The 14824-nt window shown below is 71.9% G+C and carries 11 protein-coding genes; 3 read left to right on the top strand and 8 right to left on the bottom strand.

The features are described from left to right. Positions 1-176: 176 nt before the first annotated feature. Entirely contained in the window at positions 177-1499 is a 1323-nt protein-coding gene (locus ACZ4WS_RS30300; protein ID WP_467985416.1) for a S1 family peptidase, read from the top strand. A gap of 201 nt (positions 1500-1700) precedes the next feature. Here the strand turns inward: ACZ4WS_RS30300 and ACZ4WS_RS30295 are convergent, their stop codons facing one another. Next, positions 1701-3857 (bottom strand): SpoIIE family protein phosphatase, encoded by a 2157-nt coding sequence (locus ACZ4WS_RS30295; RefSeq protein ID WP_467985415.1) that lies wholly within the window; start codon positions 3855-3857, stop codon positions 1701-1703. A gap of 288 nt (positions 3858-4145) precedes the next feature. Here ACZ4WS_RS30295 and ACZ4WS_RS30290 point away from each other — a divergent pair, with 288 nt between their 5' ends. Together ACZ4WS_RS30290 and ACZ4WS_RS30285 are read left to right on the top strand one after the other, a co-directional pair. Further along, on the top strand, positions 4146-6614 hold the full coding sequence (locus ACZ4WS_RS30290) for a SpoIIE family protein phosphatase (protein ID WP_467985413.1): 2469 nt from the start codon (positions 4146-4148) through the stop codon (positions 6612-6614). Between the two features lie 12 nt (positions 6615-6626). Then, positions 6627-7148, top strand: a complete 522-nt coding sequence (locus ACZ4WS_RS30285; protein ID WP_467985411.1) for a metallophosphoesterase family protein — start codon at positions 6627-6629, stop codon at positions 7146-7148. Positions 7149-7171: 23 nt separating this feature from the next. On the opposite strand, the gene ACZ4WS_RS30280 is transcribed toward ACZ4WS_RS30285, so the two are convergent. The 7 genes from ACZ4WS_RS30280 to ACZ4WS_RS30250 all read right to left on the bottom strand — a co-directional run bounded on the left by ACZ4WS_RS30280 (position 7172) and on the right by ACZ4WS_RS30250 (position 14743). Further along, complete coding sequence (locus ACZ4WS_RS30280) at positions 7172-7765, bottom strand: SRPBCC family protein (protein WP_467985410.1); 594 nt, start codon at positions 7763-7765, stop codon at positions 7172-7174. Positions 7766-7804: 39 nt separating this feature from the next. Next, positions 7805-8923, bottom strand: a complete 1119-nt coding sequence (locus ACZ4WS_RS30275; RefSeq protein WP_467985408.1) for an XdhC family protein — start codon at positions 8921-8923, stop codon at positions 7805-7807. Positions 8924-9020: 97 nt separating this feature from the next. Further along, positions 9021-10133, bottom strand: a complete 1113-nt coding sequence (locus ACZ4WS_RS30270; protein WP_467985407.1) for a vWA domain-containing protein — start codon at positions 10131-10133, stop codon at positions 9021-9023. Positions 10134-10136: 3 nt separating this feature from the next. Continuing rightward, a complete protein-coding gene (locus tag ACZ4WS_RS30265) occupies positions 10137-11021 on the bottom strand; it encodes an AAA family ATPase (RefSeq protein ID WP_467985405.1) in 885 nt (294 codons plus the stop codon). Between the two features lie 22 nt (positions 11022-11043). Then, complete coding sequence (locus ACZ4WS_RS30260) at positions 11044-11898, bottom strand: FAD binding domain-containing protein (protein ID WP_467985403.1); 855 nt, start codon at positions 11896-11898, stop codon at positions 11044-11046. Continuing rightward, complete coding sequence (locus ACZ4WS_RS30255) at positions 11895-14276, bottom strand: xanthine dehydrogenase family protein molybdopterin-binding subunit (protein WP_467985401.1); 2382 nt, start codon at positions 14274-14276, stop codon at positions 11895-11897. Before ACZ4WS_RS30255 ends, ACZ4WS_RS30260 begins: the two co-directional genes overlap by 4 nt. Beyond that, positions 14273-14743 carry a (2Fe-2S)-binding protein gene (locus ACZ4WS_RS30250; protein WP_467985399.1) on the bottom strand — a complete coding sequence of 157 codons (471 nt, stop codon included), beginning with the start codon at positions 14741-14743 and terminating at the stop codon, positions 14273-14275. The genes ACZ4WS_RS30255 and ACZ4WS_RS30250 overlap by 4 nt, the downstream gene beginning before the upstream one ends. Positions 14744-14824: the final 81 nt, after the last annotated feature.

The following is a 14824-nucleotide window of genomic DNA, read 5'->3' as shown; positions in this document are numbered from 1 at the left end:
GTCTCGGCACAAAGGCCCGATTGCCTCGCAATCCACGCCTTTGGCCTGCGTAACTCCTGCCTTTCTTAAAGGCAGTTGAACAACCCACGCGGCTCACGCGTATCAACAGGCATCCAGGCGCCCCCCAGTCAGCTGCCGGACGGCGGCAACGGACCCCGTCCCCAGGAGGTCAAGAGTTGAGTCACAAACGGATACCCAAGCGCAAGGCCGCTCTCGCGGCGGGAAGCGTGGCGGCGCTGGGAGCGGCGGCACTTCTGCTGCCCAATGCCAACGCGTCACAGACGAACTCGGACGACGCCACCCCGAAGACGTTCAAGGCGACCGATGTCTCGGGCGTGGCCTCGCAGCTCGCCTCCCAGCTGGGTGACGCCTTCGCCGGGTCGTACTACGACGCCGGCAAGAAGCAACTCGTCATCAACGTCGTCGGTGAAAACAGCAACGTCGTCAACCAGATCGAGAAGGCCGGCGCCGTCGCCAACCAGGTGCAGAACAGCACCTCCACGCTCCAGACGGCCGCCAAGACGCTGAAGACCGACGCGACGATCCCGGGCACGGCATGGTCCGTCGACCCGAAGACCAACGAGATCCGCGTCACCGCCGACTCCACCGTCACGGGCACCAAGTGGGACACGCTGGAGTCGACGGTCCAGGGCCTCGGCTCGGACGTGGCGACCATCAAGAAGTCCGCGGGCACCTTCAAGACCTTCGTCGACGGCGGCGACGCCATCTTCGGCGGCGGCGCCCGCTGCTCGCTCGGCTTCAACGTCACCGCGGGCGACGGCAGCCCCGCCTTCCTCACCGCGGGCCACTGCGGTGTCGCCGCCGCCCAATGGTCGGACGCGCAGGACGGCGCGCCGATCGCCACCGTCGACCAGGCCACCTTCCCCGGCGACGGCGACTTCGCTCTCGTCAAGTACGACGACCCGAACACGCAGACCAACAGCGTGGTCAACGTCGGCAACGGCCAGACCGTCACGATCAACCAGGCCGCCGACGCCACCGTGGGCCAGCAGGTCTTCCGCATGGGCAGCACCACGGGCCTGAACAACGGCAACGTCCTCGGCCTCGACGCGACCGTCAACTACCCGGAGGGCACGGTCACCGGTCTCATCCAGACCGACGTCTGCGCCGAACCGGGCGACAGCGGCGGCTCCCTGTTCACCCAGGACGGCAGCGCGATCGGCCTGACCTCGGGCGGCAGCGGCGACTGCACCAGCGGCGGCGAGACCTTCTTCCAGCCGGTCACGACCGCGCTGGCAGCGGTGGGCGCGACGCTGGGAGCGGGCGACGCCGGAGCGGGAGCGGGTGACGCCGGAGCGGGCGCGGCAGACCCGAGCGCGAGTGCCAGTGACCCGGCGGGCGACGCCGGAGCCGGTGCGGCGGACCCCAGCGCCGGCGCGAGCGACCCGGCCGGCGCAGGTGACCAGACCGGAGCCGCGGGCGACCAGTCCGGCACCGGCATGGACGACGGCTCGGGCCTGGTGACCACCACCCCCTGACGCCGCTGACCAGGAGCCGCTGACCCGGCCGCGGAACAGCGGTCCCGGTCGGCAGTGGAAGCGTCCGGCCCTCCGGCGGGAGGGCCGGACCGCTCTGCGTACGGGCACTGCTCTGCGTACGGACATCGCACCGGGCACGGGCACCGCTCTACGTACGGACACCGCATCAGGTACGGGCGCCGCTCCTCGTACGGGCGCCGCTCACTCGTGTGCCCGCGCCCGCAGCAGAAGCAGCGCGACATCGTCGAGCCGCTCCTGCGAGGCCGTTGCGCCGTGCCGTACGAGGCTGTCGGCCAGCGCGTCCAGCGGCTGGTCGCCCGTCTCGGCGAGCCGCCGCCCGAGATCGGCGAGGGCGTCCTCGATGTCGACGCCCGGCGACTCGATCAGGCCGTCGGTGTAGAGGGCGAGGACGGAACCCGGGGCGAGCGGGACCTCGGTCGTCGGATACGTGGCGGAGGCGTCGATCCCGAGCAGCGGACCGCCGGCCAGGTCGAGTACGCGCACCTTGCCGTCCGGCCGCCGCAGCAGGGGCGGCGGATGGCCCGCGCGCGCCATGACGGCCACCTCGCGCTCGGGGTCGAGACGCATATAGAGACAGCTGGCGAACAGCTCGGTGCCCAGATCGAACAACAGCCGGTTGGTGCTCCGCATGACCTCTTCCGGGGCCTGACCGACGGTCGTGTACGCGCGGACAGCCGTGCGCAGCTGCCCCATCAGGCCCGCCGCCGTGACGTTGTGGCCCTGCACGTCACCGATCACGGCCGCGGCTCCGCCGTGCGTGGGCACCAGGTCGTAGAAGTCCCCGCCGATGTCCATGCCCTGTGTGGCGGGGAGATAGCGGGCGGCCGCCTCGATCAGGGGCAGCGACGGCAGGGAGTGCGGCAGCAGTGCGGCCTGCAGACCGTGTGCCAGCTGGTGCTTGGCGTCGTAGAGGAGCGCCCGTTCCAGGGCCTGCGCGATCAGACCGCTCAGACTCGTCAGGACGGCACGCTCGTCCGCCGGGAAGACGTGCGGCTCCGCGTACGAGAGGACACAGGTGCCCACCGGACGCCCGGACGCGATGAGCGGCAGATACGCCCACGCGGCCATGCCGTCCGGTGTCGCGTTCCGGGACGGATAGAGGCGCTCCAGCTGCTGACGGGAGTCGAAGAAGGCGGGAACACCGCTCTTCAGCGCCTGCGCACCCGGGGTCTGCGCGCTGAGCGGCAGCCCGTCGAAACGCTCCACGACGTGCGCGTCCGGGTACCCATGATGGCCGAGCACGTGCAGACGCCCGGCCTGCGTCCCGAGAACGACCAGGGCCTGGCTGCCGACGGCGGGCGCGATCTCGTCCGCGACCAGCTGCACCACGTCCTGCACGCCCGCCGCCTGCGTGAGCGCGCTCGCCAGGCTCAGCAGCTGGGTGATGGTCACCAGTCGCGGGGTGGCGTCGTCGCTGTGCTGCGGTTCCGCACGGGTCATCTCGGACACCGCCCGGGCCTGGGAGATGCGCACACTCAGCCCGGTCGTACTGGGATACAGACGGAACGACAGCCAGTCGCCGGGCGGCCGCAGCGCCACGAAGGACGTCACATGCTGGCTGAACAGCGCGGCACGGTAGCGGTCCTCGTAGATCGGGTCGTTCAGCCAGGGCACGGCCGTCCACAACTGGCTGCCCAGCAGGCCGCTCACCGGGATGCCGAGCAGCTCGGTCGTCGCCGCGTTGGCGAAGCTGACCCGCCCGTGCAGATCCAGCGCGCACAGCCCGTAGGGCAGCCGCGCCACCATGCGCGCCGCCTCCATCGTGCCGAGCGTGCCCGGCGCGGTCGCGGCGGCCGGCGCGAGCAGATCCGGCTCGGGGTGGACCGGACGGTGCTCCTCGGCCGCCCGCTCGAGGCGCAGTGCGAGCCGGTCGCAGGCCGCGGTGAGATGGTCGCGTTCCCAGTCGGACAGCTCCGGTGGATGCGAGCCGGGCCAGGTCACGAACACGGAGCCGTACGCCGCGTTCGCGGTCGCCACCGGGAGCGCGGCCAGCGCGAAGGGATAGGGGAGCACCACGGCGATCCGGGGATAGCGGAGGGCCATCTGCTCCTCGCCGCTGACCCAGATCAGCCGCCGTTCGCGTACCGCCTCGGCGACCGGGATCGGCGCGCTGAGCCCCACCCGCTCCCACGGTGCGGCGAAGGCCCTGGGCAGCCCCGCCATGACCGCCATCTCCAGGACCGGCTCGTCGGGCGCCAGCAGATACACCGCGCCGGAGTGGGCGTGCACGTCGTCCATCATCGCGGCCAGCGTCAGCGACAGCAGTGGCCGTCCCACCGGTGGATTGGCGGATGCCGGCGCCTGCACGGCCCCCTGCCAGTCGGGCACGCCGACCACCTCCTCGCGGGGCGGCGCGAAAGGTCTCCGGGGTCAAGGCTCTCTCCTGGAGCCTCTTCCCGCACGGCGAGCGGCGCCTGCGGGCGAGGGCCGCGAGTACCCCGCTCGCCCGAACCCATGCACCCCGGGTCGAAGCGCGGCGCGGCCGGCCACGCCTGTCACCAGATCACCGTGCGGAACGCATGCGTAAGGACATGTCCGAATTCCTTCGCGCGGCCGGGCTCCGTCGCAGGCCCGACGGGCTCGGAACGGTCACAGGGGCTGCGCGAGCGTCCCGAAAGCGCTGTAATGACGGACGTGGTCAGTGAGGGCGCAGCGGGACGCAGAAAGAGAACGCTGCGTGCCGAGCTTGCCCTCAAGACGCTCACCGCGGACCTGGACCCGCGCGAGCGGCTGCGCCGCGTCCTCGAACTGGCCCTCGTCTTCACCGGCGCCACCCTCGCCGCGCTGTACGCGCCGACGGAGAGCGGCGCCGAGCTGTGCCTGGCCGAGTCGGCGGGCGTGCCGAGGACGCTCTACGGGCTGCGCGACAGCTATCCCCTCTCCGGTGGGTCTCCCGCGGCGGACGCCCACCGAACGGGCGAGCCGCGGTGGCTCGGCCCGGAGGAGCTGGGCCGCTGCGCCGACGCCCGGCGGCTGCCGGCCCAGGACTTCTCCCTGGCCTTGCTGCCGCTGCGGGACGGCGGCTGCCTGGTCGCCGTCAGCGAGCACCCGGGCGGCTTCGACGCCGAGGACCGCGAATGCCTGGGCCTGCTCGCCGAGGCCGTCGTCAGCCCGCCCCCCGCCGCGGCGGCCGAGGCGCCCGACCTGCCCGCCAGCTCCTTCAGCCTCGCCATGGACACCGGGCACGTCGAGGTCGACGACGAGATACTGGACCTGTTCGGCCTGAGCCCGGCCGAATTCGACGGCAAGGTGGAAACACTGCTGTCGCTGACCGTGCCGGAGGACCTGCCCTCGCTGATGTCCGTGGTCGAGCCGGACCACATGTCCATCGGCGACCGGGAGCTGGAGTTCCGGATCCTCCAGCCCTCCGGCGAGCAGAAGTGGCTGCGGCTGCGCGGACGCCTCGTGCCCGGCGGAAAGGGCCGCCCGGCGCGGCTCATGGGCACCGTCGCCGACGCCTCCTCGCTGCGCCCCGGCGTCAACGACGTGGCCCGCGTCCAGCGGCTCGCCGCGTCCCTGGCCACCGCGGGCACCGTCCGTGACGTCGGCAGCGCCGTGGTCGCCGCCCTGCGCGGACCCCTCCAGGCCGACCGGATCGCCCTCGCCGAGCTGGAGGGGGACCGCCTCGTCGTCACTGTCCTCGACCCGCCCGAGCCGGAGGCCTGGCCCGATGTGTGGCGCTCCGAGTGGCGTTCGGAGTGGCCCGACGCGCCCGTACGCTCCATGCCCACGCTCGCGGCGGCCCTGAGCGAGGGGCGCGCCGCGATCTGGCCCGCCGGAGCGGACCTGGAACCCGCGCTCGCCGACGTGGGCCCCGGCGGCCTCGCCGTGCTGCCGCTGCCCGCCGGCGGACGCATGGCCGGTGCCTGCCTCATCGGCTGGGACACCCCGCACGAGTTCGGCCCCGACGAGCGCGCCCTGCTCACCGCGGCCGCGGGCCTCGCGGGCCAGGCCCTGATGCGCGCCCACGCCTTCGACGCCGAACACGAGCTGATCGGCATGCTCCAGCGCAGCCTGCTGCCCCGCCGGCTGCCCCGGCTGCCCGGCGCGGTCGCCGTCGCCCGCTATCTGCCCACCACGGCGGGCCTGGAGGTCGGCGGCGACTGGTACGACGTGATCCCGCTGCCCGACAACCACGTCGCCCTCGTCATCGGCGACGTCCAGGGACACAACGCCTCGGCCGCGACCCTCATGGGCCAGATGCGCACAGCGCTCCGTGCGTACGCCATCGAGGGCCACCCCCCGGACGTGGTGGTCTCGCACGCCAACCGTCTCCTCATGGACCTGGAGACCGACCTCTTCGCCACCTGCTGCTACGTCGACGTGGACATGGAGGAGGACACCGCCTGGTTCGTCCGCGCCGGTCACCTCCCACCGGTGCTGCGTCACCCGGACGGCGGCACGGAGATCGCCTGGTCCGAGGGCGGCCCGCCGCTCGGCGTCGTCACCCAGACCGAATTCCCCATGAGCCCGCTGCGGCTCCAGCCCGGCACCGTCATCGCCCTGACCACGGACGGTCTCGTCGAGTCCGTCGAGGTCGACATCGAGGACGGCCTGAACCGGCTCGCCGAAGAGCTGTCCGCCTCCGACCCCGCCCATCTCGGAGTCGTCGCCGACGGACTGCTCGCGGGCGCCAACCGCAGCGACGACGTGGCCCTCCTCCTGCTGCGCTACGACGGCATGGCGCTGCGCCCGCGGCGGGAGGGCTGGACCGTGTGGCGTGTCCCCGAGGCGGTCCGGCACGCTCGCCGCTTCACCCGGCGCACCCTGCGCGCCTGGGGCGTGGCCGAAGAGGCGGACACCGTACTCCTCGTCGTCTCCGAACTCGTCACCAACGCCCTCGTGCACACCGACGGCCAGGTCAGGCTCGACCTCACCCTCATCAACAGCCGACTGCGGATCGCGGTCACCGACAACTCACCGCGTACGCCCGTGAAGCCCACCAGCATCGGCTGGGAGGCCACCGGCGGACGCGGCATCCTCCTCGTCGAGGCCATGTCGGCCGCTTGGGGGACGGTGCCGGTGAGCGGCGGGAAGCAGGTGTGGAGCGAGGTCGCGCTGGAGCGGCACCCCGGCGAGAACGTCCCGGAGTGACACCCTGAGCGTGTGCGTCTCCTGCTGATGTCCGACACCCACCTCCCGCAGCGCGCCAAGGAGCTACCCGACCCGCTCCTCGCCGAACTCCCGCTCGCCGACGTCGTCATCCACGCGGGCGACTGGGTGGACACCGCCACGCTCGATCTGCTGGAGGACCGCTCCCGCCGGGTCGTCGGCGTGTACGGCAACAACGACGGCCCGGCACTGCGCACCCGCCTCCCCGAGGTCGCCCACGCCGACCTGGGCGGCCTGCGCTTCGGAGTCGTCCACGAGACCGGCGCCGCCGAGGGCCGCGAGCGCCGCTGCGCCGAGCGCTTCCCCGACCTCGACGTCCTCGTCTTCGGCCACAGCCACATCCCCTGGGACACGACCACACCGACCGGCCTGCGCCTCCTCAACCCCGGCTCCCCGACCGACCGCCGCCGTCAGCCCCACTGCACCTACATGACCGCGACCGTGACCGACGGGCGGCTCGCCGACGTGACACTGCACCGGCTGCCGCCGCGCACGCCGGGATCCAGGAGTCGTTGATCGACGCCGAGGCGGGTGGCGGATCAACGGCGCCGACGTCGGCGTATGCGCAAGAACACCAGTGCTGCCGCGACGGCCGCCACCACACCCGCCACCCGCTTGGCGACGGATGGACCGACCGTCCGCAGCAGGTCGATCGCTTCCGGCTCGGGCTCCGAACGCACCGACAGAGTGGTCTCGTGGAGCCGCTCGGACAGACAGTCCGCGAACTGTCCGACCAGCTTGTCGCCCACCTCCGCCATGACCCCGCGCCCGAACTGCGCCGGACGCCCCGTCACCGTCAGATCGGTCCGCACCGACACGGCCGTGCCGCCGTCGTGTTCGCTCAGGGTGCCCGTGACGGTGGCCCGCGCCGTGCCCTGGCCGCGGGTCTCCTTGCCGCTCGCGATCAGCACCATCCGGTGCGCGGCCTCGTCCTGCTCCTCGAAGACGGCGGTGCCCCGGTAGGTCACCGTGATTGGGCCGACCTTCACCTTCACGGATCCGGTCACGGTCTTGCCGTCGTACTCCTCCACCGTCGCACCGGGCATGCAGGGAGCCACCCGCTCGATGTCGAGGAGCACCCGCCAGGCGTCCTGGACCGGGACGGGGACCGTGAACTCGTGGTGCAGATCCATCGCTTCCTCCTGGATCGAGCTACATCGAGCTATCGCGAGCTACCTCGGATGAATCGCCCCGCCCGTCGCTGTCAGGGGTGTCCCGCTGCCGCCCCACCGCAGCGCGACGATCTCCGCGGCGACGGACACGGCCACCTCCTCGGGCGTACGGGCCCCGAGGTCGAGCCCGACGGGGGAGCGCAGCCGGGACAGTTCGGGCTCCGACAGACCGGCGTCGGTCAGCCGCTTCATCCGGTCGTCGTGGGTACGACGGCTGCCCATCGCCCCGATGTACGCGGCCGGGTGGCGCAGTGCCTCCTCGAGCAGCGGCACGTCGAACTTCGGGTCATGGGTGAGGACACAGATCACCGTGCGCGCGTCGGTCGTCGTACCGCTCAGATAGCGGTGCGGCCAGTCGACGACCACCTCCACGCCCTCCGGGAACCGTTTCGGTGTGGCGAAGACGGGGCGGGCGTCGCACACCGTGACCCGGTAGCCGAGGAAGGCGCCGATGCGGGCCACCGCTGCCGCGTAGTCGATCGCGCCGAAGACCAGCATGCGGGGCGGTGGCGCGAAGGAGTTGAGGAAGACGGTGACCGCGTCCTCGCGGCGCTCGCCGTTCGGGCCGTAGTGCCGCCGGATCGTGGCGCCCTGGGCCAGTTCGCCGCGCGCGTCGGCGGTGACGGCCACGTCCAGTCCGACCGAACCGAGCGAGCCCGCCACCCCGTCGGAAGGCCCCGACTCCGCGTCCGGCCATACGGCGAGGGTGGCTCCGCGCGGCGCCGGTCCGTCGATCACCGTCGTCACGGTCACCGGGCGGCCCGCGGCGACCGATTCGGCCACCGCCCCGAAGGACGGGTCGTCGGCGGGGGACACCCGGCGCACGAGCAGCGTGATCTCGCCGCCGCAGGTGAGGCCGACGGCGAACGCGTCCTCGTCGCTGTACCCGAACGTCTCCAGGCGTGCCTCGCCGGACTCCACCACCTCCTGCGCCAGCTCGAAGACCGCGCCCTCCACGCAGCCGCCGGAGACACTGCCCACGACCTCGTCGTCGGGGCCCACGGCCATGGCCGCTCCCGGGTCGCGGGGCGCGCTGCGGCTGACCGCGACCACCGTGGCGAGCCCGAACGGGGTCCCCGCCGCGTACCACCGGTTCAGCGCAGGGAGGATCTCACGCATCGCTCGCTCCCTTCACCACAGGGTGCGTCTCTCGAGGTCCCTCTCAAGGATCCGCTACTCCTGAAGGGTCCGGTTTTCTTCAAGCGTCCGGTTCTCTTCAAGGGTCCGCTCCTCTCACCACCGCCGCCAGACGCTCCAGCGCGGCCAGACTGTGCCCTTCGACGAACGCGTCCACGCTCGGCAACGCAGCCGCCATTCCCGCGGCCAAGGGTGCGTAACCGGGGCGGGCCTTGCGCGGATTGGCCCAGATCACCCGGTGCGCGAGCCGGTGCAAGCGTCGCATCTGGGCCGCGAGCAGGGCAGGATCGCCACGCTCCCAGCCGTCCGAGAGCAGCACCACGACCGCGCCGCGCGCCATGCCCCGGCGGCCCCAGCGGTCCAGGAAGGCCCGCAGCATCTCGCCGAGCCGGGTGCCGCCGCGCCAGTCCGGGACCGCCGCCGAGAGTGCCGCCATGGCCGTGTCGGGGTCGCGGTGGGCGAGCTCGCGGGTCACCCGGGTCAGCCGCGTGCCGATCGTGAACACCTCCGTAGTGGTGCCGTGCGAGGCCGCGTGCGCGAATCGCAGCAGCGCGTCCGCGTACGGGGCCATCGAGCCGCTCACATCCACGAGCAGTACGACCCGGCGCGGGCGCTCGGCCCGGGCGTGCCGCCGTAGGCGGGCCGGCTCACCGCCCCGCCGCAGCAACTCCCGTACGGTACGTCGCGGATCCACGCTCCCCCGCCGCGCCGGATGCCGCCGCGCGGAGCGCCGCACCTCACCGCGCAGGCGGAACGCGGCCAGCAGCCGCCGCAGTTGCTCCCGCTCGGCCGCCGTGAGCCCGGCGAAGTCCCGGTGGCGCAGTACGTCGGTGGAGTCGGCCAGCACCGGTGTCGGTACGCCGTCCTCCGCGGCCCGCGTCGCCGTGCGCGGAGCGGAACCGGGATCGCGGACGACCAGGCGCAGCCGGGGCGCGGGAGTAGCCCCCTTCGGCACCCCGTCGCCCTGCGCGCCGAAGTACGCGGCGAAGACCCGCTCGTACCGCTCCAGATCGTCCCGGCTACCGCACAGTGTGAGCCGCCCGGCCCAGTACACGTCGGAGCGCAGGCCCGGTTCGAGGAGGGCGAGCGCGCCGAGGAAGGCCTGGACACGGTCGGGCCCCGCGTCGACACCGGCCGCGCGCAGCGCCCGAGCGAAACCGACGACCACGGCGGACGCATCGACGCCCATCACCTTTCACACCCCTCGCGCCGCGAGGATCGCCGACAGATCGAGCCCGCGGGCCCGCTCCGCGTCCTCCCGGTACTTCAGCACCGATCCCAGCGTGGCCACCGCCAGTTCGGCATCCACCTCGGTCGCGCCCAGCGCGTGCAGGGCCTCCGCCCAGTCGATCGTCTCCGCGACCCCGGGCGGCTTGAGCAGGTCCTCGGCGCGCAGGGCCTGGACGAGCGCGGTGACCTGCTCGGCGAGCCTGGCGGTCACCTCCGGCAACCTCCTTCTCACGATGGCGAGTTCGCGGGCGAACTCGGGATGGTCGAACCAGTGGTAGAGACAGCGTCGCTTCAGCGCGTCGTGCACCTCGCGGGTGCGGTTGGAGGTGAGGACGACGATCGGCGGCAACTCGGCTCGCAGTGTGCCCAGTTCGGGGATGGTGACCGCGTACTCCGACAGCAGCTCCAGCAGGAACGCCTCGAACTCGTCGTCCGCGCGGTCGACTTCGTCGACCAGCAGCACCGACGGCTGGGTCTCCAGAGCCTGGAGGAGGGGCCGCGTGATGAGGAACCGCCGGTCGTACAGCTCCCCTTCGAGCCGGTCGGCGTCGGTGATGCCCGCCGCCTCGGCGGCCCGCAGGTGCAGGAGCTGGCGCGGGAAGTCCCAGTCGTACAGGGCCTGGGACGCGTCGATGCCCTCGTAGCACTGCAGCCGGATCAGCGGGGCGCCGGTTGCCTCGGCGAGGGCGGACGCGAGCGCGGTCTTGCCCACGCCCGCGTCGCCCTCGCAGAAGATCGGCCGGTGCAGCCGCAGCGCCAGGAAGCAGGCCACGGCCAGCCCGTCGTCGACGAGATACCCCGTCTTCTCCAGGCGGGCCCGCACCTCCTCAGGGCCGCTCAAGCCGTCCATGACCACGCCGGTGATGGGCTCCTCACCCCATCCCGGCGGCGGACAGGACCGCCCGCCGCGTGAGCACCCGGGCGAGGTGCGCGCGGTATTCGGGCGAGGCCGATGGATCGGACGACGGGTGCGTGCCGTCCGCCGCTTCCTCGGCGGCCCGCCGCACCACACCCTCCGCCGAGGCACCCACGAGCGCCTCTTCGGTCGCCCCGGCCCGCAGTGGTGTCGAGCCCATGTTCGTCAGCCCGATCCGTGCCTCGGCGATCTGCCCGTTGTCGCGTCGCACGAGCGCCGCCACACCGACGACCGCCCAGGCCTGCGCCACCCGCTGGAACTTCTCGTAGTGGAACCCCCAGTCGTCGGTCGTCGGGATCTCCACCTCCACCAGCAGTTCGTCCGGCCGCAGCGCGGTCTGCAGATAGTCGACGAAGAATTCGCGGGCCGGGATGGCGCGCCGCCCCTGCGGTCCCACCGCGATCAGTGTCGCGTCGAGCGCGAGGATCACGGCGGGCAGGTCACCGGCCGGATCGGCGTGCGCGAGCGCTCCGCCGAGGGTGCCGCGATGGCGTACGGCGGGATCGGCGACCGTGGCCGTGGCCGCGGCCAGCAGACCTGCGTGACGGCGTACCCGGGGGTCGCGGATGACGTCGTGGTGCGAGGTCATCGCGCCGATGATCAGCGTCCCCTCGTCCTCGCGGATCCCGCGCAGCTCCGGGATCCGGCCGACGTCCACGACGAGTTCGGGAAAGGCGAGCCGCAGTCGGAGCAGCGGCAGCAGGCTCTGCCCGCCGGCCAGCACCTTCGCGTCCTCGCCCGCGTCCGCGAGGGTGCGCACGGCCTCCTCGACGCTTGAGGGCCTCGCGTACTCGAATGCCGGGGGAATCATGCCGACGCCTCCTTCACGGACTGAGCGGACTGAAGGGCCTCCCAGACCCGCTGTGGCGTACAGGGCATCGCCACCTCGGTCACCCCCAGCGGGCGCAGCGCGTCCACGATCGCGTTGACGACCGCAGGCGTGGAAGCGATCGTCCCCGCCTCGCCGACACCCTTGGCTCCCAAGGGATTCGAGGTGGCCGGCGTCTCCGTCCGGTCCGTCACGAACTCAGGCAGATCGGCGGCCGAGGGCACGAGATAGTCGGCCATCGTGCCCGACACCAGGTTGCCCTCGTCGTCGTACACCGCCTCCTCGTACAGGGCCTGTGCGATGCCCTGTGCGACCCCGCCGTGCACCTGTCCCTCGACGATCATCGGGTTGATGACACGGCCGACGTCGTCGACACAGACGTACTTGCGGATGGTGGTCCGTCCGGTCTCGGTGTCGATCTCGACGGCACACAGATGGGTGCCGTGCGGGTAGGAGAAGTTCTCCGGGTCGACCAGGTGCTCGGCGTTGATGGTGGGTTCCATGCCGTCGGGCAGGTCGTGCGAGGAGAACGTCTCGAAGGCGATCTCCTGGATGGACTTGCGCGCCTCGGGCGAGCCCTTCACGGAGAAGACGCCGTGGGTGAACTCCAGGTCGTGCTCGTTGGCTTCGAGGAGGTGCGCGGCCACCTTCCGTGCCTTCTCCACCACCTTCTGGGCGGCGTGATGGACGGCCGCCCCGCCGACGACCAGCGACCGCGAGCCGTAGGTGTCCATGCCCTGCGGTGCCGCCCTGGTGTCGCCGTGCACCACTTCGACGTCCTCGAAGGGCACCCCCAGTACGTCGGCGGCGATCTGGCTCCAGCAGGTCACATGCCCCTGCCCGTGCGGGCTGGTGCCGGTGACCACCTCGACCTTGCCGGTCGGCAGCATGCGGATGCTCGCCGCCTCCCAGCCGCCGGCCGCGTACCGCAGATCCCGCAGCACCCGGCTCGGCGCGAGCCCGCACATCTCGGTGTACGTGGACACACCGATGCCCAGGCGTACGACGTCACCGCGCTCATTGCGCTTCTGCTGCTCGGAGCGCAGCTCGTCGTATCCGAAGAGTGCGAGTGCCTTGTCCGTGGCGGCCTCGTAGTTGCCGCTGTCGTATGTCAGACCCGCGATGGACGTGTACGGGAATTCTTCGTGCCCGATCCAGTTGCGGCGCCTCAACTCGACGGGATCCAGGCTGAGTTCGACGGCCAGTTCGTCCATGATCCGTTCGATGGCGAATGTCGCCTCGGGGCGTCCGGCGCCGCGGTAGGCATCCGTGGGCGTCTTGGTCGTGAAGACCCCGGTGCAGGTGAAGTCGTACGCCTCCATCTTGTAGATCGCCGGATACATGAACGCACCGAGGATCGGGATGCCCGGCGTGACGAGCATCAGATAGGCGCCCATGTCGGCGAGGAGGTCGACCTTGAGGCCGAGCAGTTTGCCCTCGCGCGTGGCCGCGATCTCGATGTCCTGGATCATGCCGCGGCCGTGATGGGTCGCGAGATAGCCCTCGGAGCGCGACTCGGTCCACTTCACCGGGCGGCCCAGCCGTTGCGCCACGGTGAGAGCGAGGGCCTCCTCGCCGTACACCTGGAGCTTGGAGCCGAAGCCGCCGCCCACGTCCGGGGCGATGACCCGGAGCTTGTGCTCGGGGACGCCGGTGACCATGGAGAGCATGATCCGCAGGATGTGCGGTATCTGGGTGGACGAGTAGAGGGTGTACTCGCCGGAGGCGGCGAGTGGCGTGACGACCACCGCGCGCGGCTCCATGGCGTTGGGGATGAGCCGCTGCTGGAGGTATCGGCGCTTGAGGACGACATCGGCCCGCTCCCGGACCGTGTCGAAGCTCTCGCCGGTGGCCAGGGGCCAGACGTAGCAGCGGTTCGTGCCCTTGTCCGCGTGGACCAGCGGGGCGTCCTCGGCGAGGGCGGCCTCCAGGTCGAGCACCGGGGGCAGGGGCTCGTAGTCGACCTCGATGGCTTCCAGCGCGTCGGCGGCCGCGTACCGGTCGCGAGCCACGACCACGGCCACCGGATCGCCCGCGAACCGCACCTCGTCGACCGCGATCGGCGGGTGGTCGGGCAGGACGATGTCCTCGGTGACCGGCCAGGCGCAGGGCAGCGAGCCGAGGCCCTCGGCGAGATCGCGTCCGCTGAAGGCGGCCACGACACCGGGCCGCTCGCGTGCGGCTGAGACGTCCACCCGGTCGATCCGGGCGTGTGCCATGGGGCTGCGCAGGATCGCCATGTGCAGCAGCCCGCTGACGTTGATGTTGTCCGTCCAGTTGGTCTGGCCTGTGACGAGACGGGCGTCTTCCTTGCGGGGGCGGGAGCGGCCGACCTCACGCTCGACGACCTGGTCGCTCATCGGGTGGCCTCCTGCCCGGAGGCGGCGAGGACCGCGCGCACGATGTTCTGGTAGCCGGTGCACCGGCAGAGGTTGCCCTCCAGGGCCTCCCGGACGTCCTGGGGACCCGGCTCGGGGTTCTCGCGGAGCAGATCCCGGGCCGCCATGATCATCCCGGGGGTGCAGTAGCCGCACTGCAGCGCGTGCCGATCGTGGAACGCCTTCTGCAGGCTGTGCCACTCCCCGTCCTGGGCCAGGCCCTGGACCGTGGTCACTTCGCTCCCGTCGGCCTGGACGGCGAGTACTGAGCAGCTCTTGACGCTCTCCCCGTCGAGGTCGACCGTGCATGCCCCGCAATTGGAGGTGTCGCAGCCAATCGGGGTGCCGGTCAGGCCCAGGCGGTCTCGCAGGTAGTGGACCAGGAGGAGACGGGGTTCGACCTCGTCCTCGTATGTGGTGCCGTCCACCTTCACCGATATGCGGGTCATGTGCCCTCCCAGAGAGCCAGGTGAGGGGTATCAGCCATTTTACGTGACGTGCGTCACTCTAGGGCTGAGTGCCGAGGGGGG

This window comes from Streptomyces sp. NPDC029292, assembly GCF_055569295.1.
This window is presented reverse-complemented; position numbering and strand designations above follow the sequence as displayed.

Coding starts and splice junctions, on each gene's coding strand:
- ACZ4WS_RS30290 (WP_467985413.1), top strand. CDS start 4,146: ATGACGGACGTGGTCAGTGAGGGCGCAGCGGGACGCAGAAAGAGAACG.
- ACZ4WS_RS30280 (WP_467985410.1), bottom strand. CDS start 7,765: ATGGATCTGCACCACGAGTTCACGGTCCCCGTCCCGGTCCAGGACGCC.
- ACZ4WS_RS30275 (WP_467985408.1), bottom strand. CDS start 8,923: ATGCGTGAGATCCTCCCTGCGCTGAACCGGTGGTACGCGGCGGGGACC.
- ACZ4WS_RS30265 (WP_467985405.1), bottom strand. CDS start 11,021: ATGGACGGCTTGAGCGGCCCTGAGGAGGTGCGGGCCCGCCTGGAGAAG.
- ACZ4WS_RS30260 (WP_467985403.1), bottom strand. CDS start 11,898: ATGATTCCCCCGGCATTCGAGTACGCGAGGCCCTCAAGCGTCGAGGAG.
- ACZ4WS_RS30255 (WP_467985401.1), bottom strand. CDS start 14,276: ATGAGCGACCAGGTCGTCGAGCGTGAGGTCGGCCGCTCCCGCCCCCGC.
- ACZ4WS_RS30250 (WP_467985399.1), bottom strand. CDS start 14,743: ATGACCCGCATATCGGTGAAGGTGGACGGCACCACATACGAGGACGAG.